Source organism: Lysobacter gummosus, from assembly GCF_001442805.1.
In the GTDB taxonomy this organism is placed as follows: domain Bacteria; phylum Pseudomonadota; class Gammaproteobacteria; order Xanthomonadales; family Xanthomonadaceae; genus Lysobacter; species Lysobacter gummosus.
This window is the reverse complement of sequence record NZ_CP011131.1, coordinates 3,348,562-3,369,525: the sequence shown is the minus strand read 5'-3', so window position 1 is coordinate 3,369,525 and position 20,964 is coordinate 3,348,562. Positions and strand designations below refer to the sequence as shown.

Below are 20,964 nucleotides of genomic sequence, written 5' to 3'. Positions count from 1 at the left end.
ACAGTTTTCTTTCGATGCCTAAAATATCGCTTCCTCCGCGGGAATAGCTCAGTTGGTAGAGCACTACCTTGCCAAGGTAGATGTCGCGAGTTCGAGTCTCGTTTCCCGCTCCAGATTCAAGATAATTTCGGCAACGAGATCGTCTTAGAAACTAAACCCCCTCGCGGGGTTTTGTTTTTTTTATAAGCGAATGTGCGCAGTCGATGATTGCAAGGATTCGTGGCTGCAGGCAGTATGTGTCGCGTCACCGGCCGGGTGGCAGAGTGGTTATGCAGCGGACTGCAAATCCGCGTACGCCGGTTCAATTCCGACCTCGGCCTCCAATTCGAATAGACGATCCGTCGCAAGGCCGGCCGTTTCTTCAACCAGGTTTCAGCGGGAATAGCTCAGTTGGTAGAGCACTACCTTGCCAAGGTAGATGTCGCGAGTTCGAGTCTCGTTTCCCGCTCCATCTTGGCGTCGCAAGTTCGAACGCTTCACCGAAATCCGACGCTGTGAAGAAGGGGCCCTTGGCCCCTTTTTGTTGCCTGCGATTTTTGTTGGGGGCTCGTGTCTGCCTGGGTAGCCGGGCACAGGCAGGGCGGAGAGAGTTCTTCACAGGCCGCAGTTCGGGGTGTTCGCGAACGTGTGCGATCGACTCAATGCGACAATCCCACAGTTGGATTGTCGCGATCGTGGTGCCCGGAGCCGGACTTGAACCGGCACGGCCGCGAGGCCGGCGGATTTTAAGTCCGCTGCGTCTACCGATTTCGCCATCCGGGCACGGTGCGGTGACCTGCGTAGTTTAGCCTATCCGGCAAAACCCGGGCGCTCCCCCGACTCGCTACCGTCCACTGGTCGAGGCGTCACGTCGATCTCGCTGTCATGCTGGCGGAAAGTGTCGCGAAATTTTTCCCCTGAGCGATTGTGGCATCGTCATTGATTAGGCGACTGGTGTACGGCTGCATGTTCACGCACCGCTCCGTTCACGACCACTGCCCTCCAACGTTTTGTTCCCCATCAGCCCGGCAATTCGCGTGTGGGGAGACATTCGGTGGGAAACAAGAATTCGAATCAGGCGGGTTCATCCAAGCAAGACCTTCTCGTCCAGTTGCGCAACCTTTCCGGCCCAGGCCGTACTACCGCCGATGAGGTGACATTGGCTGGCGTGCTGGCCTACATGCAGGAATATGATCCCGATCATTGGAGGTGGGGCAAGGGTGTGCCTGTATCGGAAAGGTTCATCGCCAAATATCGCCGGGTGGAAGAGCTGACCGCAGAGATCGGCATGAGCGGGAACCGTCGAATCGAATTGCTTCGTGCGGCATACGATCGCTTCGACGACGGAACCCGCCTGGCGAACGCAGGGATTCGCAAGCCGAACCTCGCGCAAGCGGCTAGCGGACCGGTGGCGCGGGAGCGGGAGGCCACGAGGTCGCGCAATCACTCGCGCGATGTGCTCGCGGACATGGAGCGCTTGATCGCCGATCCGCACAGCTTGTTGAATATCGGCGGCCGTTCCCGCGAGGAACTCACCGCGTTGCCGGAGGCCGAGCTGGACAATCTGGTGCGGATGGACGCGAGATTCGTCGAAAAAACGCGAGGCCTGTGGGATCCGAGCCTGAGCGGGCTTGGCGCAGCGCAGCGCTGCATCGACGACAACTATCGCCCAGGCCTGGTCGGAGTGGGCGAGACCAATGCCGAGCCGCTCGCCGCGCTGGAGCGCGGGCGGCGGCTGGCCGATATCGCGATACACCGGGGTTTAAAAATCGGCGAAAATCTCGGCAGAGATTGCACGATCCAATTGTTCGCGCAGACCGCGCTCAATATCGATCTGGCGATGAAAGACGGCAACACCATGACCGGGCGCGGCGCGTCCACGCTCACGGAAAATACGATGTACTCACCCGACGGCCACGCCGTCGGCGGTCTGGGAGCGCAGATGGGCCGCTACAGAAGTTGATCTCTGGGCTGCTGCGGAACTTGAAAGGTTTCTTCCCCCGCAGCAGACCGAGAATCTGTCGGTGCGAAGGCTAGGGCTTGAGCGTGCGATACGCACTGGGCTGCAAGCCGGTCCAGTGCTTGAACGCGCGGTGGAAGGTGCTCGATTCGGAGAATCCCACGCGCCGGGCTATTTCCGCGATCGGTATCGGGGTTTCCGCCAACAGCGTGATGGCCGTGTCGCGGCGCCATCCGTCCTTGATGCCCTGGAAGGTATTTCCCTCCCGCTTGAGGTGCCGACGCAATGTCTGCGGACTCATGGCCAGTCGTTCCGCGGCGGTTTCCAGGTGCAGCGTCGAGCCGTCTTCGTCGTGGCCGAGCATGCGCCGCACTTGCGCGCTGACTTTTTTCCCGTGTTCGCGTCGCAACAACAGCTCGTAGATCGAGTTGCGCAGGAACACCCGCAAGCTGTCGTCGCCTTGCACCACGGGCGCGTCCAGAAAGGCGGCGGGAAAGCACAGCGCGGTGCGCTCGGCGTCGAAGCGCAGCGGCGCGGCGAAGATGATCTCGTACTCGCGCTTGTAGACGGGCATCGCGAAGCTGAAATCCACGTGCTTGAGTGGAATCGAATCGCCTACCAGCCAGCTGGCGAACCGATGCCCCGCGACCAGCAGCGTCTCGGCGAGGAAATGATCGGGCAGTGTGTTCTGGGCTTCTTCGATGATCAAATAGCCGAGATCGCCGTCGCGGGCGATCATGAAATCCGCGCGCCCTCCCTGCAGCAGCGCGTAGTAGCGGCTGGCGCGGGACATGGCCTGGCCCATCGAGTTGCTGTGGATGATCGCCCGGCAGATCATGCCGAAGCTGCCCAGCGGCAGCGGATGCCGGCCGCAACCGAGTAGTTCGTCGTCCATATGACGCCACAGCGATTGCAGCAGTCGGGCGTACTGTTCGAAGCTCACGCGTGCGCGCGGCTCGTCGAGCGCCGACGCGGGAATGCCGGCAGGTACGAGCAGAGGTTCAACCGCCTCGCCTCGCTGTCGGGCGCCGCGCAGCGCCGCATGCACGAAGTGAATCGAAACCGTGCGGTTGTAGTTTGACGAAGCCGTGTTCGGCGTGCTGGCTGACTCGGATGACATCGCTGGCGTTTCGCTGTCCTGGGAAGCCTGCCGGCTGTTCCGGCCCCTGCGGCAGGATCTGGTTTTATGCACCAATACCCGCAAAAGCCCAAGTCCCGATAGCGCCACCCTTGGCCATGCCCTGACTGTCATAAGCGACGTGCATCACGGCTGAGCGATTTTGCCAATGAATCGCGACGATTCCGCCATTGAGGCCGTTCAGGCCGTTCTTTAGCCTCCTAGCGCGGTACCGCTTCAGCCGACAGGGCGATCGCGTCCACGGCAGCGGATCCGGCCCGCGCGCACCCACGCGCCGAGCTTGGATGCTGGATGACTTATGCATGGCCGCGCGCCGAGTGCGTGCGGTTTCCCCCGAACCATCTTTGATGGAGTGCGTGTCATGTTGAAGAAGACCCTGCTGAATCTGACCGTCGCAACTGCGCTGAGCGCTGCGGCGATCCTGCCGGCGGCCGCCGCGGACACTTACACCAAGACCAAATACCCGATCGTGCTGATCCACGGCTTCGCCTCGTCCGATCAGGTGCTGGGCTTCAGCACCTTCTACAACATTCCCGACGAGTTGAAGGCCGGCGGCGCCACCGTGTATGCGGCGAAGTTGCCCGGCTTCAATTCCGACGAGGTGCGCGGCGAGGAACTCATCAAGTATCTCGACAATCTCAAGGCCACCCAGGGCTATACCAAGTTCAATCTGCTCGGCAACAGCCAGGGCGGGTTGACCGTGCGCTACGTCGCCGCGGTGCGTCCCGACCTGGTGGCCTCGGTGACCACCGGCCATACGCCGCATGCGGGCACCGCTCCGGCCGATCTGGTCAGTGCTGTACTGCCGGAAGGCTCGCCGCTGCGTCCGATCGTCGCCGGCGTGATCAACGCCTTCGCCTCGCTGATGGGCGGGCAAGCCGATGCCTTGGCGGCCTTGAATCAGCTCAGTTCCAAGGGTGCGGCTGAATTCAACCAGCACTATCCGCAGGGCAAGCCGTCCAGCGAATGCGGCAGCGGTGCGGCGGTCGTCGACGGCGTGCGCTATTACTCCTTCGGTGGCGTGGGCGTGTCCACCAATCTGCTGGATCCGACCGATCTGACCGCCGGTGCCGTCAGCCTGTCCTACCTCGGCGCGCCCAACGACGGCATCGTCGGACAGTGCTCCTCGCATTGGGGCGAAGTGCTGCGTGACGACTACCTGTGGAACCACTTCGACTCGGTCAACCAGACCTTCGGCCTGCGCTCGGTGTTCTCCTCCGATCCGGTCACGGTGTACCGCGCGCATGCCAATCGCCTGAAGAATCTGGGGCTGTAAGCGATGCGGGGCAGGATCGTCTTGCTCGCTGTCGCTGTCGCTGTCGCGGCCGGCGGACTGCTGTGGTGGGGTGCCCAAGGGCGGGCGCCCCATCTGGCCACGACACAGGCGCGCGGCGATGCGGTGATCGACGAATCGGCGGCCGAAATCGCGCCGGTGCAGGGCAATGCCGCGACGGCGATGGCGGCCGCAACGGCGAGGGATTCGCTGCGCGGGACCGTTGCTGACGGCGCCGTGCACCTCGACGGCAAGGGCCATCCCATCGCCGATCGCGAGCTGCGGCGCTTGTTCGACTATTTCATCAGCCGCATCGGCGAGCGCAACGAACAGCAGATCCGCGCCGATCTGCTCGCCTATCTGAGCGCGCGCCTGGATCAGGGCGCAGTGGCGCAGGTGCTGGCGTGGTTCGATTCGTATGTGACCTTGCAACGCAGCGCATCGACGTTGGCGGGCGAGGGCGGCGATCCACGCGCCGCGGTCGTGCGCCTGCGCGGCCTGCGCGCGCAGCGCATGGGCGAGCAGATCGCGCAGGCGTGGTGGGGCGATGAAGACCGTTATCTCGATTACACCCTGGCGCGCCAGGATGTGCTTGCCGACGCCAGCCTGAGCGCGGAGGAACGCGCGCGTCGGCTCGGCGAACTCGACCAGAGCCTGGACCCTTCGCGGCAGGCGCTGCGCCGAGAGGAAGACGCGGCGCAGCGGACCCTGGCGCAGAGCGAGGACTACATCCGCCGCGACGTGCCGGCGGCGCAGCGTTACGCCGAACGCGAACAAGAGTACGGCGCCCAGGCCGCGCAGCGTTTGGCGGCGCTGGATCGGCAGCGCGCCGCCTGGGATGGCCGCTTGCGCGACTACGCTTCGGCGCGCAAGAGCATTCTCAGCGATACGCGCCTGTCGCCGGCGCAGCGCGAATCGCGATTGAGCGAATTGCTGGCGCATCGCTTCGATGCCACCGAGCGCCTGCGCGTGGATGCGCTGGCTCGCAACGATCTGCTGCCGCGCTGATGGGGTTAGCGCCCCGGGTCCGGCTCAGTCCTGTGAACTGTCCCCGCGCGCACGCGCGGCGCTGTCGCGACGATAGGCGTTGCCGAGCACCGGCGCAGCGGGGTCACCGCCGCGCTGCGCCAGGGCCGCTTCGCGGCGATCGAGTTCGGCCTCGCGCCGGCGCAGTTCCTCCGACTGCGCGGCATGGCGCGCGGTCACCGCATCCATCGCCAGGTCCAGCGCCTGCAGCCACAGCTGGCGCAGCGGCGCGGGCACGTCCTCGGCCAGCGGCGCGAACTGCAGGCGCGTGGCGAGCCCGGCATAGAACTGGCGCAGCATCGGATGCAGGCGATTGGGCGAACCGCGGCCGTAGACGGTGCGCAGGCTTTCCACGGTCGGCTGCACGCCCGCGCGCAACAGTCGCCAGGCGATGTCGTCGAGTTGCGCCTGCTCCAGCGGCGCGCGCATCGGCGCGCCCGGCAACAGGCCTTCGCCGATCAGTTCCTCGCGGATCTTCCACAGCGCATTGTCTTCGGCCGGCATCGGCGGTCTCCTAGGCGAGCTCGAACGCCGACTTGGCGTCGAACTTTTCCTTGAGGAAGCGCTCGCTGACGATCAGCGATTCGGCGTCGCCGGCGAAGGCGTCGCGCGCGATGCGCTTGAGCGATTCGTCCAACAGCTGCAATTGCTGCGACAAGGTCTGCGCCGCGGTGCGGCCGTCCTTGAGCGCCTGGGTCTTGGCGAAGATCGGCGGCAGTTTCAAGTAACCGGAGAGCATGTCCGGCAGATAGCGGCGCAGGGTTTCCTGCACGGTGAACGCGGCCTGCGCCGACATCGCTCCGGAACGTTTCAGTTCGCTCAGCCGCGGCAGCAGTTCTTCCAGGGTCTGCTGGATGTTGCGCAAGCTTTCCAGCGCGGCCGGCGGCATATGCCGGGCCACTTGCTTGACCAGCCGCTGCAGATGCTCGACCAAAGCCTCGCCGGATATTTCGGTTTGCACGATCGACTCGGCCAGCGTGCTGCGCGGCCAACCCAGAGCGCCGACCCCGTACAGACCCAGCACGATCAACGGCCAACCGCGATCGATCACCCCGGCGAACAACAGCCCCAGGCCGAGCAGACCCAACACGCAACCGGCGATGTTGCGATTGCTGTACAGATACAGCCGCAACTTCTGCATCGGCGTCGGCGCGATCAGATCGTTCATCACTGGTATCCGCGGATGTCCTTGAACACCAGGGTCAGCGATTTGGATTTGGCGTCGAACACCTTGCCGCCGGTGGCTTCGGCCAGCGCGCTCATTTCCTTGACGTCGGCGTCGCCGAACAGGATCGGGAACACCCGGATCGAGCGCAGGCTTTCGTCCTGCGCCGCGTGCCAGGCGAGGAATTCGCTCAGGCCGCTGCCTTCGGTGTTCTCGCCGTCGCTCATCAACACCACGGTGTAATAGCGCGGTTGCGGGTTCCTGCGTTTTTCCTCCGCCAGTTCTTCCAGAGCCTTGCGCACGCTGTCGAAGATCGCGGTGCCGCCGTCGGGCTGCATCGGCGCGACCGCCGCGCCGATCGCCTTGAGCGTGGCCTCGCTGCTTTGCGCGGTGTCGCCCATGTCGAACAACTGCGTCGGCCCGGGTTGGTTGGAGAACGGCAGCAGGCCGACGCGTTCGCGTTTCTGGAAGCGCGCGTAGCGGCCGCTGAGCGAGCCGGCTTCGGCGCCGGCCAGGGTCGCCATCGCCGCCTTCATCGCCTCGATGCGGCCGTCGTTGGCCATCGAGCCGGACAGATCCAGCACGTAGCGCGAGCTGGCCGGAATACGCACGTCGGCGAGGAAACCTTCCAGCAGTTGTTCGATCACCTGCGGCTGGCCGGGGAAGGGCAGCTCGATCATGGTGCGCTTGGGAATGGCCGCGGCGGCGGTCGCGTCGGGGTTGACCGGACGGCGCAAGGTCGCTTCCGACAAGCGCGTCTGGAACGCCGGCGAACGCAGGAACGCGATCAGCTTGTCGTAGTCGGCGCGCTTGCCGGCCTGCAGCAGCATCAGCGGATAGTCGGCGGTGACGATGCCTTCCTTGGGATACACCAGCACCAGCGGCTCGGACAGCTTGCCGTCGCGGTTGAGGCTGAGCAGCACCGATTCGTAGTTGATCAGGCCATCGACCTTGGCCTGATCGCGCACGTAGGCTTCGGCGAGCCAGCCCGACGAGCCCGAGGTCATGCGCTGGCCCTGGAAAAACGCCTTGAGCGTGGGATTGGCGACATCGGCCTGGGTCAGCGCATCGGGATTGGATGCCAGCGCCGAGGCGATGCCGATCAACGCGGTGAAGCCGGTGTTGCTGGAAGTCGGGTTGGTCATGCCGAAACTGAAACGGCCGCTGCGCGAGGCTTCGGCGATGTCCTTCCAGGTCGGCTCGCCCGTGTCCCAGCCCAGCTCGCGCGCTTTCGATGCTTTCACGCCCAGCACCACCGGCGACAGCATCACTTTGTCCTGCGCCAGCAGCCGCTGCTTGAGCGCGGGGTTCATCGCCAGATACTTGCCGTGACTTACCCACACTGCATCGAAATTCTCGCCGGCGTTGAGGCGGTCGATCGCATCCAGGGTGCCGGCGTAGGTGAAGTGCAGCTTGACGCCGGTGGCCTTGCGGATGTCTTCCGACAACTGCGTTTCCACGTCCTTCAACTCCGAGCCGGCCAGCACGGTGAAGGCGTCGGCCGCGGGCCGGCTGTCGCCGCCGGTATTGGAGCCGCCGCCGTTGCCGCCGCCGCACGAGGCGAGCACGAGTACGGCGAAGGCGAGCAGGGCGTTACGCATCAGTCGGATCATGGTCGCGGCCATCCTGTGGCGGTTCCGGCCGGAGCCGGAGTGACGGTGCAATGTGGGTTCGGTGCCGCCATCGGGCGCGGCTTACAGCGCCACCGGCCCGCTCACCGCCGGCACGCTGTGCTTGACTGCCGCGATCGCCTCGCGTTCGCGGTTCATGCGCGCCTCGCCCGTGGCGATCAGGCCGCGCAGTTGTTCGATGTTGGTGCCCATCGAGGCGATCGACTTGCTGCGGAACTCGTCCATGCGGTCGAGCGCGGCGAAGGTTGTGTCGAAGGCGGTCTGCAGGGTCTGCACGCCGATCAGCGGATTGGACTGGAACTCGGCGACGCGGTCCACGTGCTGGCCGAACTGGGTCGAGGTCGAGGTGATCAGGCCTTCGATCGCCTTCGAGCTGGACTTCAGAGCGTCCATCACCTGGATCTGATAGCCCTGCGCGCGCGCCAGGGTGGCGGCGATCGACAGGCTCGACATGCCGATGGTGGCCATGCGGTCGCAGCCGTTGCGCAGCTCGCGCCCGGTCTTGCGCAGACCTTCGAGCATCTTGTAGCCGTTGATGCACACCAGAATCTGGGTCTTGATATCGACGCTGGCCTGGCGCACGTAGAACAGCACTTCCTGTTCGACCGCCTTGGCCCGCGCCGGGTCGGTGGCCTTGAGCGAATCCAGCGCGGTGGAAAGGCGCGTGTCGAGCTGCTCGGCGAACACGTCCGCGGCCTTGAGCTTGGTCATGGCTTCGAGCAGTTTCTGCATCGTGCCGTACAGCGCCTGATCGTCGCGCGCCAGTTCGTCCTGCACGCCGTACAGGTTGTCGATGGTCTTGCGGATCGATTCGCCCGCCGAGTCGAAACGCTGCAGGTAGGCGCGCAGTTTGTTGCCGAACGGAATCAGGCCGAGGATCTTGTAGGCGCTGAACAGATCGCCTTCATTGGCCGGATTGAGGTCTTCGAACAGGATGCGCATCTGGCTCATCACCTTGAACGCCGGGCTGTCGGCGTCGGAGATGAAGTTCTTGTCGAGGAACTTGTTCGTCAGCAGCGTACTGTCGCCGATTTCCTTGCGCCCCAGGCGGAACGCGCTGTCCACACGGCTGCGGAAATCTTCCGAATGCGGATCCAGCGCCAGCAGGTCGGCGATGAACTGGTCGGCCTGGGTCAGCACCTGTTGCTGGGTTTCGTCCTTGAACGGAATCATCGCCGCGGCCTGATCGGGCTCGCGCACGGCGATCGCCGGTTCCGGCATTTCCAGGGTGAGCGGCGCGACCGGTTCGGCCAGCGTCTGCGCTTGCGGTTCTTGCTTGACGTCGCTGTTCATCAGGGCGTTCCTTCAGTGGCCGAGCTTGGTTTCGATGCGGCTGATCATGCGTTCGAGGATGTCGTAGGTCGGCGGATCGACCACATCGACCAGCGATTGCGGCACCTCGATGCCGCGCGCCTTCGCATCGTCGAACAAGGCCGCGTTGTCCGGACCGCGCAGGCCGTAGCGCGCGGCGATCGCCTGCACCTTGGGATTGCGTTCGAAGGCTTCCGCGAAGCGCGCGCCCTTGTCGTTGAGGGCGACGATGGTGTGCTTGGTCAGCACGGTCGGCTGCGGGTACAGCAGCACCATGTCCGGGTCCACGCTCTTGTGCTTGAACGCGTACTCCAGGAACTGCTGCTCGTAGATCATCACCAGCGGCGACTTGCCCATCTTCATCGTCACGTAGTCCTCGAATGGACCGGACGAGCTCGATTCCTGATAGCCCTGCTTGGAGAACAGATGCACCAGCCGGTCGGCGACCTGGTCGGCGCCGGCCTCGTTGGCGACCACGTCGTCGCCGTTGGCCAGATAGCTGGCCAGGGCCAGGTACATCGCCGCCGAATTGCTGGTGCGCACGTCGGTGCTGGTGATCAGCACGGATTTGCTGACGGAATAATTGGGGTTGGGCTGCAGATCCTTCCAGCGCGTGCCTTGCTCCATCAGCGCGACCAGCTTGCGCATGTCCACGATGAAATAGGCATTGCCTTTCTTGCCGACGATGCCGTTGGCTTCCAGGGTCGGCAGCAGCGGCTTCCAGCTCGCCACCGTCATCGGCGTGTAGTAGCTGTTGAACACGCGCCGCGAACCGGTGGCGGCGGCGATCTTGCGCGCCGCCGCGGCGCCGGCCGGGTAGGCGGCGTCGAAGGTCTTCAGATCCGGGCGGGTGGCGATTTCGCGCGAGCCGGCTTTCTGCACGTCGAGCACGATGTTGTCCGCGAGCAGGGCCTGGGCCAGTTCGGGATCGCGCAGGAATTCGAGCTTTTCCGAACCGGTGAGCACGCGCACGGTGATGCGGTTCGCGGCGGCGGCCTGGGCTTGATCGGCCGCGGCGGCGGCGCGATCGCTGTCGCGCTTGCCGCTGAAGGACAACACGATGCCGATGACGACACCGGCCAGCAACACCACCGCCAGAGCGGGGCCGAGGATCTTCCTCATCTGTGGATCTCCTTATGCTGGCGCAAGCGTATGGGCTATGTATGACCTATGTTTGACAGCGCGGCGCCGTCCGTCGGGGCTAGATTGGACGCGAGCGCCGGCGCGGGAGGCGCCGACGCTCGGTCGTATCGCGATAGAGGCAAGCGGCTCAGCGACTGTCGCCGAGCATGCCCAGTTGCTTGAGCAGCGCGAGGTTGTCCTCGATATGCCAGTTCTCGTCGATGCGGTCGCGGCCGATGCGGTAGATGTCGGTGGCGATGAAATCGATGGTCTGGCCCCGGCCCTGGGTATCGCCGAAGCGGCCGGTGAAATGGCCGCGGAAGCGCAGGTGCACGGTCGCGCGATCGCCGGCGACGATCAGTTGCTCGATCTGGCAGCGCAGATCGGGGATGGCTTGCCGCATGGTTTTGGAGGCCTGCAGTGGCCCGTCCACACCCTGGGCGCGGCCGGCCGGCAGGGTGCGATCGATGAAGTCCGGCGCCAGTGCGGCCCGGGCCAGCGCCGGGTCGCCGTTGTTCCAGAAGCTGGCGTAGCGGCGCGCGGCCAGGACGCGCGCCGCCGCCGCGGGGGTGGCGATCGGCGTATCGGTGACGATCTTGGTCGGCTGCAGCAGGGGCTCGGCAACGGATTCGGCAGCGACCGCCCGCGCGGCGGGCAGGGCCAAGGCAAGGAGGACGGCGAGGGCGGCGGGGCGGGAAAGCGGCGAGGGCATGGGCAGGCTCCGTATGAGGGATGGGACGGGAGGCCCATGTTCAGTCAACGATCCGCGTTGAAATACCGCGCCAATGCCCAGGTACTATTTCCATAAAGCGAACAGTGGCCGCCGATGATCGACAACCTGCCCAACCTGCTGGCCTTCGATCGCATCGTCCGCGCCGGCAGTCTGTCGGCGGCGGCGCGCGAGCTGGATTTGTCGCTGGCGGTGGTCAGCAAGCGGCTGACGCAACTGGAGTCGGCGCTGGGCGTGCGTCTGCTCCAGCGCACCACCCGCCGCCAGACTCTGACCGAAGAAGGCCGGCTGCTGCATGCGCAAGTGGTGCGCATCCTGGCCGAGGTCGAAGCGGCCGAGGCGCTGATGTCGCAACAGCGCGCCAGCATCGGCGGCCTGCTGCGGATCACCGCGCCGCACGATCTGGGGCGGCGCTGGATCGCGCCGATCCTGGCCGACTTCCAGCGTCTGCATCCGCAGCTGCGCGTGCAATTGCAGCTCAGCGACGCCCTGATCGACCTGGTCGGCGAGGGCCTGGACCTGGCCGTGCGCTTCGGCAGCCTGGCCGATTCCAGCCTGATCGCGCGGCCTTTGGCGCCCAATCACCGCGTGGTCTGCGCCGCGCCGGCGTATTTGCGCGAACACGGCGAACCCGCGCATCCGGCCGATCTGATCCGCCATCGCTGCATCGTCATCGGCGATTCGCCGAGCGCGGAATGGCGCTTCATCGGCGACGAACCGGTCAGCGTGCGCATCGACGCCACGCTGGTCAGCAACGACGGCGGCGTGGTCCTGGCCTGGGCGCTGGCCGGCGCCGGCATCGCGCTGAAATCGATCTGGGACGTCGGCGACGATCTCGCCGCCGGCCGCTTGCGCCGCGTGCTGCCGGACTACGCCGTCGCCGCCGCGCCCTTGCATGCGATCTATCCGCACAGCGCGCATCTGGCGCCGCGAGTGCGGGCGTTCGTCGATTACCTGCGCGAACGCTTGCAGGCGGCCTGGCGATGGGAATCGCCGCCCGGCGCGTGAATGGCCTCGCGGCATCGGCCGCGGCCGCGGTTGTGACACTTGTACATGGCCGCGTCCGGCCTCGCCTTGTACTCTGGCCGCATCCCACCGCCATCGCGCCGGCGTTGACCCGCGGCGGCGCGGCCCGTTTTCAGTTCATCGAGCACGCAGCATGACCCTCCTCGTCACCGGCAGCGCCGGCCACCTGGGCGAAGGCCTGATGCGCCGCCTGCGCGCGCAATCGCGCGAGGCGCGCGGGCTGGACATCAAGCCGTCCGCGTTCACCGACCTTGTCGGCTCCATCGCCGATCGCGATTTCGTCGCCGAGGCCATGCGCGGCGTGCGTTGCGTGATCCACGCGGCCACGCTGCACAAGCCGCACGTGGCCACGCACAGCTACCAGGACTTCATCGACACCAACCTCACCGGCACGCTGACCCTGCTGCAGGCCGCGCTGGCCGCGGGCGTGGAGTCGTTCGTGTTCACCAGCACCACCAGCGCCTTCGGCGCGGCGTTGACGCCGGGGCCGGGCGAGCCGGCGACCTGGATCACCGAGCAGGTCGCGCCGATTCCGAAGAACATCTACGGCACCACCAAGATCGCCGCCGAAGGCCTGTGCGAACTGTTCCATCGCAAGCACAAGCTGCCGGTGCTGGTGCTGCGCACTTCGCGCTTCTTCCCCGAGGACGATGACGACGCCTCGGTGCGCGAGGTGTTCGAATCGGCCAACGTGCAGGCCAACGAGTTGCTGTATCGCCGCGCCGACATCGACGACGTGGTCCAGGCCCATCTGTGCGCGATCGAGCGCGCGCCGGAGCTGGGCTTCGGCCGCTACATCGTTTCGGCGACCACGCCGTTCTCGCGCGAGGATCTGCCCGCGCTCAGCCGCGACGCCGCCGCCGTGGTCGAACGCCTGTTTCCGGACTGCCGCGAGTTGTACGCGGCCAAGGGCTGGAAGCTGTTCGCGCAACTCGACCGCGTCTACGTCAACGACGCCGCGCGGCGCGATCTGCATTGGCAGCCGCGCTTCGGTTTCGGCTACGTGCTCGACTGCCTGCGCGCCGGCCTGGATTTCCGCAGCGCGCTGGCGCATGAGGTCGGGGTGAAGGGCTATCACGCGCAGCGCTTCGACGACATGCCGTATCCGGTGGCGTGAGCCGGGGCAGGGCGGTCGCGGCGCGAGGCAGGAGAAATCCAGGTCAGGCGGCTAGAATGCGGATCGGAGCGATCGCCCGGCCCGCCGCCGCGATCGCGCGATATTCGAGCGCTTCCACCCTCTGGGTCGGAGCGCGGGCAACCAGGAGCGCTGGGCGATGGAACCCGATCCGCCGATGAAACACCGCCGCGGTGCGGCGCAGGCCCGCGGCGCATGAGCTGGATCGCGCTGATCTGCCTGGGCGCCAGCGACGGCGCGCGGGTGGAGAATCTGCTCGACGCCGCGGTGCTGCTCGCGGCCGATGTCGAGGTCGCCGGCGTGCGCGCGGTGTCCGAGCTTTACGGCGATCGCCATCGTCCGCATCGTGGCGGCGCCACGGTCAATCTGATGCTGGCGCTGGAATACACGGCGGTGCCGGCGATCGACGCACTGGAACGGCGCTTCAAGCGTCTGGAAGCCGATTTCGGCCGCGAACGCGATCCGCGTCGGCAGATGCCGGTGCCGCTGGACATCGATCTGCTCGGCGGCATCGACATCGCGCCGCAATGGCAGACGCGTTACGACCCGGGGCGGCCGTATCTGTTTCATGGCTTGCAGCAGTTGGCGCTGCCCGCGTTGCAGGGCGAACTGGCTGCGCTGGCGCAGCAGCGCGGGTTTCGCGCGGAACAAAACGCCACCGGCTTTTACAGCTTCGCCAGCGCCGGTTTCGTGCAGCGTCATTTGCGCGAACACGCCGACCGCACGGCGAGTGCATCGCAACGGGAGACCGGCTGATGTCGCAACGGATCACCTTGGTTACTGGCGCCTCGCGCCGCATCGGCCGCGCCATCGCCGAGGCCTGCCTGACCCGCGACGAGCGCGTGGTCGCGCACCGGCGCAGCGCGGACAGCGACCCGGAACCGTTTTGTGCGCCGGTGCTGGAGTGGTGCTGGGACATGAACGACCCGCTGCCGGCGTTGCCGGAGGCGGACATCACCGACGTGGTGCTGAGCGCGTCGCTGTTCGAACGCGGCTACGCCTGGGGCGCGCTTGGCGCGGCCGACGGCGGCCCGGGCCGGATCGAGGAAGAACGCGAACGCCTGCAACGGCATCTGCGCGTGAACCTGCTGGCGCCGTGGGAACTGGTGGTCAGCCTGCACGCGCGCCGGCCGCTGCGTTCGGTGGTGATGCTGCTCGACACCTATCTGGACCGTTCCTTCGCCGGCCATTCGGCCTATCAGGTCAGCCGCGCCGCCGGCGCCGGCATGGTCCGCGCATTGGCGGCGGAGTTGTCGCCGTGCCGCGTCAATGCCGTCGCGCCCGGCACCGTGCTGCCGTCGGTGCGCGACCCGGCCGAACGCGCCGAGCAGGAAGAGGCGATCGCCGCGCGCACGGTGCTGGGGCGCATGGGCTCGGTCGAGGACGTGGTCGAAGCGGTGCTGTATCTGCGCGATGCGCCTTACGTCACCGGCGAGATTTTGCGAGTGGATGGGGGGCGGTTCAAAGTTTGAGGTTCGCCGTTGGCGACTGACGTGGCCACCAAAAATTGCATCGCCTTCATCTCCCTCTCCCGCTCGCGGGAGAGGGTTGGGGTGAGGGGATGAGCGCCGCAGGCGCGAATGCTCTTGTGTGGAGTTCTGCGACTACCGCGCCCTCACCCCAACCCCTCTCCCGCGCCCCGAAGGAAGTCACCTTGGGTGGCAAGCGGGAGAGGGGCTCCGTTCGGGATGAGCAGAATTGATCACTCGACGATTGAGCCCGCATCGCACGCAAGCAAACGCATCCGTCGCCAATAGCGACGGATGCGCAAGTAAAAAACTCAAGCCCTGGCAACCAGCTCAGCCACGCGCCGCTGAAAATACTGACGCGCCGCCTGCGCATTGCTGCGCGCGCGTTCCCAGGCCGAACGCGCCGCGTCCTGGGCATGCTCCCAGTCCAGCGCCGAACCCAGGCGGATGCGCTGGTAGCGTTCGCTCAGATCCAGCAGCGGATCGTCGAAGTCGCGATCGGGATGTTCCAGGTGCGCGGAAATACCGACGTAGAACGCCGGCGCATAGTCGCTGAAGTGCAATCCGTCGCGGTAGAACTCGGCATCGCGGTAGTGAATGGCCCAGTAACTCAGCCCAGGTGTGGTCGGAGTGGGGCGGCCTTGCAAGGTGGTCGTCATCGCTCTGGCTCCGCATGGGAACCCCTGTGCATGAATGGTGCCGGAGGCAGACGTTAGCTGTACGTAAACGCGATATCGGGTTTTCGGCAGTGCAAACTGCGTCGCATCTTGCTTGCGAAATCGCTCCGGCTCGCTTGACCGCTACGCTTGCATTCGCTGCATTCGGCAAAAAAATGGCCCCGGCATCGCGCCGGGGCCATGGGCGTGCGCAGCTTTGTTCAGGGACCTTGCGCCGCGGTCACCGCGGCATCGGCGTCGATCAATCCCGGGCCGCAACCGCCGGGGCACTTGGCGGCGGCGATCGGCCGCGCGGTGCTGGTCAGGATGGTCTGCACCTGCGCGGTGGTCAGCGCCGGCTTCAACGATTTCATCAGCGCGACCACGCCGGCCACGTGCGGTGCGGCCATCGAAGTGCCCTGATAGAAGCCGTAGCCGTTGCCGTCGATGGTGGACAGCACGCCGTTCTGCGTATGGTTCTGCGTGCACTTGCCGCTGGTCGATTCGCCCAGCGCCAGGAACTCGGTGGCCGGCGAACAGGTTTCGCCGCCGGGCGCGGTGATGTCGATGCCGGCGCCGTAGTTCGAATACCAGGCGCGGTTGCCGTTGATGTCGCTGGCGGCCACGGTGATGGTGTTGGGACAACTGGCGGGAGTGAAGCCGGCGACGTCGGTGTTGCTGTTGCCGGCGGCGACGACCACCACCGAGCCGTTGTTGGTCGCGGCGTTGATCGCGTCGCGATAGGTCAGCGTCTGGCTGCAGGCCTGTGCGCCGCCGAGCGAGAGATTGATCACGTCGGCCGGATTGGCGTTGGCCGGAATGCCGCTGACGCTGCCGCCCGATGCCCAGACGATGCCGTCGGCGATGTCCGAGGTCTGGCCCACGCCGCTGTTGCCGAGCACGCGCACCGGCAGGATCTTGGCCTCGCGCGCCACGCCGGCCACGCCGAGGTTGTTGTTGGTGACCGCGGCGATGGTGCCCGACACATGCGTGCCGTGTTTGATGTTGGACGAATCGGTGGCGTTGTTGTCGCGGCCGTTGCCGTCGTTGCCGCCGCCGCAGTTGTAGGGCAGGCCGGCGAACAGGCACGCCAGGCCCAGGCCGTTCACCGAGGCCACGAAGTCGTAGCCGGACAGGAGGTTGGCGTTGAGATCGGTATGGCTCAGATAGCCGCTGTCGACCACCGCGACCACCACGCCGGCGCCGCTGGACCGGTCCCAGGCGCCGGGGCCGTTGATGCCGACCGCGCCGGTGGCGTAATGCCATTGCTCGTTGTAGCGCGTGTCGTTGGGGATCAACTGCGTGCGCATCATTAAATCGGGTTCGACGTATTCCACCGCCGGATCGGCGGCGATGCGCTTCATCAATGCCAAGGCATCGACGCGGTCGAGGCGGCGATCGGCGCGGATCACGTCGGCGCCCAGCGACATGCGGCGCACATGCGCCAGGCCCAGCCGCGGTTGGCCGGGGGCGGTCGCGGCGCGGGACAAGGCGGCGTTCAGGCTCGCCGCTTCGACATGCGCGCGGCTGCCGCTACGGTATCTGACGATGAATTGATCGTACTGGCCGGCCGGTTCCAGGCCGTTGGCGTTGACCACGCCGGCGCCGGCAGGCGCGGCGCAGACGGCGGCGAGCGCGGCGGCGGTGGCGATGGCGAGCGGGCGACAGGCCCGGGCGGCGCGGCCGCTGACGAGCGGCCGGGAAGCGGAGCGCATGGATGAGTGCGACATCGGCGAAGCCCTCACGTTGATAGGCCGCTGGCAGCGGCGGAAGGGGCGGGCCCTCGCGGTGCGGCGCGATCGTGTCGCCCGGGTGGAGCGCCCGGGTCCAATGTAGGCGTCGCCCGCACCCGGATGCCGGCGGCGGCAAGCACAAAAAGCACGTGAATTGGTGATGCCCCGCACCGTTCCGGCGCGCAGGCACATTGCGCTTGCGCTGTGCTTTTCGGCGCGGGAAAGGCCGCGCCGATGCGCTCGGGTGCAGTGCGTGCGCGATTGCGATCCCATCGCAGCCGGCGTTGCCCGGGCTGCGGCCAAGTGCGGCGCTTGCGCAACGGCCTGGGCTCGCGCAGGGTATGCACAACCCGCCGCAAATCCTTGCGGCGCCTGCCTCGACAGTCCGCGGGGAGTGTGCGTGACGGCAACCACCGACCGCCCGTTGGACCCGGCCAGCGCCAGCGAACACCTGCGCTTCGTGCGCCGTATCTATCAGATGCGGACGCTGGGCCTGGGCTGCGGATTCTTCGCCGTCGCCGGCGTGCTGTACGAGGACGGCGCGCCGTGGTGGCTATGGGCGATCCTGTCCGTCAACGGTTATCTGTGGCCGCCGTTGGCCTATCTGCTGGCCTCGCGCAGCGGCGATCCGGAATACGCCGAGTACCGCAATCTGGTCATCGATTCGGCGATGGGCGGCGTCTGGATCGCGGTCATGCAGTTCGACGTGGTGCCCAGCGCCTTGCTCGCGGTGATGCTGTCGGCGGACAAGATCGGCGTCGGCGGCTGGCGCTTCTTCGCCCGCACCGGGCTGACCCAGGCCGCGACCTGCCTGAGCGTGTGGGCGATCCTCGGCTTTCCGTTCTCGCCCGACAGCTCGATGCCGGTGATCCTGTCCAGCCTGCCTTTCATGCTGGTCTATCCGCTGGCGATCAGCAGCGCGGCCTACGGGCTGGCGCGCAAGGTGGTGCGGCAGAACAAGCAACTGGCCCACATCAGCCGCACCGATCCGTTGACCGGCCTGCAGAACCGCCTGCATTGGGACGACTCGGCGACCGCGACCATGACCCACTGCGCGCGCGCCGGCAAGGACGCCGCGCTGGTCCTGATCGACGTGGACCGGTTCAAGGAAATCAACGACTACCACGGCCATCTGATCGGCGATGCCGTGCTGCGCCGGGTCGCCGACAGCTTGCACGCCATCACCCGCATGACCGACACCGCCAGTCGCATCGGTGGCGACGAATTCGCGCTGATCCTCATGGACACCGGACGCGAAGACGCGGCGGCGATCGCCGAGCGCGTGCGCAAGAGCATCGAGGACGCGCGCTTCGAGGAGGCGCCGGCGCTGCGCTGCACGGTCAGCATCGGCGTGGCCCCGACGGGGCCGAAAACCATCAGCGCGGCGATGTGGATGCGCCATGCCGACGCCGCCTTGTACCGGGCCAAGCAACTGGGCCGCAACGCGGTCGCGGTGGCGGCCGAATGAGCGGGCGCACGCTCGATGCCAGCGGCGAACCCGCGCCGCCGTGGACCTCATGGGCGCCCGAGGGCGGTTGGGAGCGCTTCGCCGCGCGGCAGGCGGTGTCGGACGCGATCTGGGACAGCGTGTCGGAAGAGGGCGGCCAGTGGCATTACCTCAATCCGGCCGGCGGCCTGTCGATCTGGGAATGCAGCGCCGACGGCAGCGCGATCCTGATCGACTACCGCGACGATCGTATCGTCGCCCTGCAGACCAACGGCGGCGCGGCGCAGCGGCATTTCCTCGCGGTCGCCGCGCCGTTCGGCCTGCTGGAGCAAGCGCCAGCCGATGTCATGCCCGGGCCCGGCTGAAACCGCGCTCGCCAGGCCGCGGCCGGGCGCCGATATGCGAACTGCGCCGCCGGTATTTGCCAGCGCGCGACGCCGCTCTCTAGAATCCCCGCACCGGTGGTCCGGGCCGCCCCGGCGCCCGCTCCCGACATCAGGGCAGGGCATGGCGCAGTACGAAAGCAGTTTCGCGCAAGCGCGCATCGGCGTGATCGGGCTGGGCTATGTCGGCCTGCCGCTGGCGCTGGAGTTCGGCAAGCGCTACGACACCGTCGGTTACGACATCAATGCCGTGCGCGTGGCGCAGCTCAGCGTCGGCGAGGATCATCATCGCGAGAACAGCGCCGAGGAGATCGCCGCCGCGGTCCGGCTGCGTTTCAGCGCCAGCCTGGAAGACCTGGCCGATCGCGAGGTGTACGTGATCACCGTGCCCACGCCGATCGACGAACACAAGCGCCCGGACTTCAATCCGCTGATCCAGGCCAGCCGGGCCCTGGCCGGGTTGCTCAAGCGCGGCGACACGGTGATTTACGAATCCACCGTCTACCCCGGCGCGACCGAGGAAATCTGCATTCCCGAACTCGAACGCAGCTCGGGCTTGCGCTGCAACGAGGATTTCTTCGTCGGCTACAGCCCGGAGCGGATCAACCCGGGCGATCGCCAGCGCCGCCTGGTGGACATTCCCAAGGTCACTTCCGGCTCGACCCCGGAAACCGCCGACCGGGTCGATGCCCTGTACCGCAGCATCATTCCGGCCGGCACCCACAAGGCCTCCAGCCTGCGCGTGGCCGAAGCGGCCAAGGTCATCGAGAACACGCAGCGCGATGCCAACATCGCCTTGATCAACGAGTTCGCGCTGATCTTCCAGAAGCTCGGCATCGACACCACCGAGGTGTTGGAAGCAGCCGGCAGCAAGTGGAATTTCCTGCCGTTCCGGCCCGGGCTGGTCGGCGGCCACTGCATCGGCGTGGACCCGTACTACCTGATCCAGAAAGCGCAGAGCGCCGGTTACTACCCCGACATCCTGCTGGCGTGCCGTCGCATCAACGACTCGATGGGCAGCCATGTCGCCGCCGAAGTGGTCAAGCGCATGATCCAGCGCGGCATCGCTCTGGCCGGTTCGCGGATTCTGATCCTGGGCATCACCTTCAAGGAAAACTGCGCCGACCTGCGCAATACCCGGGTGATCGATCTGGCGCGCGAGTTCGGCGAATACCGCGCCCAGGTCGAGATCCACGACCCGTGGGCGCATGCCGAGGAAGCGCGGCGCGAGTACGGGGTGGACATGGTCGAGCGGCCCGAAGCCGGCGTCTACGACGCGATCGTGCTGGCGGTGGCGCACGAAGAATTCCGCACCCTCGGCGCCGCCGGCGCGCGCGCCTACGGCAAGCCCGGCGCCTTGTTGTACGACATCAAGAGTCTGTATCCGCGCGATGAGGTGGATGCGCGGTTGTAGGGATGGGACGAGGGCGGTCTTCCGGGCCGTCATTGCCGTGGATGCAGGCTGGGCTTGCCGTAGAAGCCGCGCACTGCGCGCCTTCAGCGCGCACCCCGAAGACCGTCATTCCCGCGAAGGCGGGCTCCGCTTTACTTCGGCGAAGCCGAACATCCAGAGACTTCAGCGCAATCCTTCCAGTCCGTCATCCCGCGAACGCGGGAATCCCAAGACTTCAGCGCAATCCTTTCAGTCCGTCATTCCCGCGAAGGCGGGAATCCAAAGACTTCAGCGCCATCTCTCCAGACCGTCATTCCCGCGAACGCGGGAATCCAGAGACTTCAAACGTTCTCGCACGAAAGGCCCTGGATTCCCGCGTTCGCGGGA

At 66.5% G+C, this 20,964-nt stretch carries 19 protein-coding genes and 4 tRNA genes; 13 read left to right on the top strand and 10 right to left on the bottom strand.

Annotated features, from left to right (window positions below; genetic code table 11):
* Positions 1 to 37 precede the first annotated feature (37 nt).
* The 3 genes from LG3211_RS13755 to LG3211_RS13745 all read left to right on the top strand — a co-directional run bounded on the left by LG3211_RS13755 (position 38) and on the right by LG3211_RS13745 (position 451).
* Positions 38 to 113: transfer RNA gene (locus tag LG3211_RS13755), tRNA-Gly, on the top strand.
* Between the two features lie 136 nt (positions 114 to 249).
* A tRNA-Cys gene (locus LG3211_RS13750) sits at positions 250 to 323 on the top strand.
* Between the two features lie 52 nt (positions 324 to 375).
* A tRNA-Gly gene (locus tag LG3211_RS13745) sits at positions 376 to 451 on the top strand.
* A 224-nt stretch (positions 452 to 675) separates the two neighbouring features.
* Here LG3211_RS13745 and LG3211_RS13740 read toward each other — a convergent pair.
* Positions 676 to 762, bottom strand: a tRNA-Leu gene (locus LG3211_RS13740).
* A 271-nt stretch (positions 763 to 1,033) separates the two neighbouring features.
* On the opposite strand from LG3211_RS13740, the gene LG3211_RS13735 reads away from it, so the two are divergent.
* Entirely contained in the window at positions 1,034 to 1,942 is a 909-nt protein-coding gene (locus LG3211_RS13735; RefSeq protein WP_148648901.1) for a hypothetical protein, read from the top strand.
* Positions 1,943 to 2,012: 70 nt separating this feature from the next.
* On the opposite strand, the gene LG3211_RS13730 is transcribed toward LG3211_RS13735, so the two are convergent.
* Positions 2,013 to 3,143 (bottom strand): AraC family transcriptional regulator, encoded by a 1,131-nt coding sequence (locus LG3211_RS13730; RefSeq protein ID WP_187313018.1) that lies wholly within the window; start codon positions 3,141 to 3,143, stop codon positions 2,013 to 2,015.
* Between the two features lie 295 nt (positions 3,144 to 3,438).
* Between LG3211_RS13730 and LG3211_RS13725 the strand changes: the two genes are divergently transcribed.
* Both LG3211_RS13725 and LG3211_RS13720 read left to right on the top strand, forming a co-directional pair.
* Positions 3,439 to 4,353 carry an esterase/lipase family protein gene (locus LG3211_RS13725; protein ID WP_057943333.1) on the top strand — a complete coding sequence of 305 codons (915 nt, stop codon included), beginning with the start codon at positions 3,439 to 3,441 and terminating at the stop codon, positions 4,351 to 4,353.
* 21 nt (positions 4,354 to 4,374) lie between these two features.
* Complete coding sequence (locus tag LG3211_RS13720; RefSeq protein ID WP_187313017.1) at positions 4,375 to 5,358, top strand: lipase secretion chaperone; 984 nt, start codon at positions 4,375 to 4,377, stop codon at positions 5,356 to 5,358.
* Positions 5,359 to 5,382: 24 nt separating this feature from the next.
* Here the strand turns inward: LG3211_RS13720 and LG3211_RS13715 are convergent, their stop codons facing one another.
* From LG3211_RS13715 to LG3211_RS13690, 6 genes are all read right to left on the bottom strand, one after another.
* The gene (locus LG3211_RS13715) at positions 5,383 to 5,880 is read right to left on the bottom strand and encodes a DNA-binding protein (protein WP_057943331.1); all 498 of its coding nucleotides are present in this window, start codon (positions 5,878 to 5,880) and stop codon (positions 5,383 to 5,385) included.
* A gap of 10 nt (positions 5,881 to 5,890) precedes the next feature.
* Positions 5,891 to 6,544: a hypothetical protein gene (locus LG3211_RS13710; protein ID WP_057943330.1), complete on the bottom strand. Its 654-nt coding sequence runs from the start codon at positions 6,542 to 6,544 to the stop codon at positions 5,891 to 5,893.
* Positions 6,544 to 8,154 (bottom strand): substrate-binding and vWA domain-containing protein, encoded by a 1,611-nt coding sequence (locus tag LG3211_RS13705; protein WP_148648899.1) that lies wholly within the window; start codon positions 8,152 to 8,154, stop codon positions 6,544 to 6,546. Before LG3211_RS13705 ends, LG3211_RS13710 begins: the two co-directional genes overlap by 1 nt.
* An 81-nt stretch (positions 8,155 to 8,235) precedes the next feature.
* On the bottom strand, positions 8,236 to 9,465 hold the full coding sequence (locus LG3211_RS13700) for a toxic anion resistance protein (RefSeq protein WP_057943328.1): 1,230 nt from the start codon (positions 9,463 to 9,465) through the stop codon (positions 8,236 to 8,238).
* Between the two features lie 12 nt (positions 9,466 to 9,477).
* The gene (locus tag LG3211_RS13695) at positions 9,478 to 10,605 is read right to left on the bottom strand and encodes a hypothetical protein (protein ID WP_057943327.1); all 1,128 of its coding nucleotides are present in this window, start codon (positions 10,603 to 10,605) and stop codon (positions 9,478 to 9,480) included.
* Between the two features lie 148 nt (positions 10,606 to 10,753).
* Positions 10,754 to 11,317 carry an ester cyclase gene (locus tag LG3211_RS13690; RefSeq protein WP_057943326.1) on the bottom strand — a complete coding sequence of 188 codons (564 nt, stop codon included), beginning with the start codon at positions 11,315 to 11,317 and terminating at the stop codon, positions 10,754 to 10,756.
* A gap of 114 nt (positions 11,318 to 11,431) precedes the next feature.
* Here LG3211_RS13690 and LG3211_RS13685 point away from each other — a divergent pair, with 114 nt between their 5' ends.
* The 4 genes from LG3211_RS13685 to LG3211_RS13670 all read left to right on the top strand — a co-directional run bounded on the left by LG3211_RS13685 (position 11,432) and on the right by LG3211_RS13670 (position 14,968).
* The gene (locus LG3211_RS13685; RefSeq protein ID WP_057943325.1) at positions 11,432 to 12,343 is read left to right on the top strand and encodes a LysR family transcriptional regulator; all 912 of its coding nucleotides are present in this window, start codon (positions 11,432 to 11,434) and stop codon (positions 12,341 to 12,343) included.
* Positions 12,344 to 12,494: 151 nt separating this feature from the next.
* Positions 12,495 to 13,478 (top strand): NAD-dependent epimerase/dehydratase family protein, encoded by a 984-nt coding sequence (locus LG3211_RS13680; RefSeq protein ID WP_057943324.1) that lies wholly within the window; start codon positions 12,495 to 12,497, stop codon positions 13,476 to 13,478.
* Between the two features lie 213 nt (positions 13,479 to 13,691).
* Positions 13,692 to 14,252 (top strand): 2-amino-4-hydroxy-6-hydroxymethyldihydropteridine diphosphokinase, encoded by a 561-nt coding sequence (locus LG3211_RS25720; protein WP_057943323.1) that lies wholly within the window; start codon positions 13,692 to 13,694, stop codon positions 14,250 to 14,252.
* Positions 14,252 to 14,968 (top strand): SDR family NAD(P)-dependent oxidoreductase, encoded by a 717-nt coding sequence (locus tag LG3211_RS13670; RefSeq protein WP_057943322.1) that lies wholly within the window; start codon positions 14,252 to 14,254, stop codon positions 14,966 to 14,968. Before LG3211_RS25720 ends, LG3211_RS13670 begins: the two co-directional genes overlap by 1 nt.
* A gap of 308 nt (positions 14,969 to 15,276) precedes the next feature.
* Here the strand turns inward: LG3211_RS13670 and LG3211_RS13665 are convergent, their stop codons facing one another.
* Both LG3211_RS13665 and LG3211_RS13660 read right to left on the bottom strand, forming a co-directional pair.
* Entirely contained in the window at positions 15,277 to 15,624 is a 348-nt protein-coding gene (locus LG3211_RS13665; protein WP_057943321.1) for a hypothetical protein, read from the bottom strand.
* A 218-nt stretch (positions 15,625 to 15,842) separates the two neighbouring features.
* Positions 15,843 to 17,336, bottom strand: a complete 1,494-nt coding sequence (locus tag LG3211_RS13660) for a S8 family serine peptidase (RefSeq protein ID WP_083512530.1) — start codon at positions 17,334 to 17,336, stop codon at positions 15,843 to 15,845.
* 418 nt (positions 17,337 to 17,754) lie between these two features.
* Between LG3211_RS13660 and LG3211_RS13655 the strand changes: the two genes are divergently transcribed.
* The 3 genes from LG3211_RS13655 (at position 17,755) to LG3211_RS13645 (ending at position 20,598) form a co-directional block, all read left to right on the top strand.
* Positions 17,755 to 18,822, top strand: a complete 1,068-nt coding sequence (locus LG3211_RS13655; RefSeq protein ID WP_187313016.1) for a diguanylate cyclase — start codon at positions 17,755 to 17,757, stop codon at positions 18,820 to 18,822.
* A complete protein-coding gene (locus LG3211_RS13650; RefSeq protein WP_057943319.1) occupies positions 18,819 to 19,166 on the top strand; it encodes a hypothetical protein in 348 nt (115 codons plus the stop codon). The genes LG3211_RS13655 and LG3211_RS13650 overlap by 4 nt, the downstream gene beginning before the upstream one ends.
* 142 nt (positions 19,167 to 19,308) lie before the next feature.
* On the top strand, positions 19,309 to 20,598 hold the full coding sequence (locus tag LG3211_RS13645; protein WP_057943318.1) for a nucleotide sugar dehydrogenase: 1,290 nt from the start codon (positions 19,309 to 19,311) through the stop codon (positions 20,596 to 20,598).
* The last annotated feature ends 366 nt before the right edge of the window (positions 20,599 to 20,964 follow it).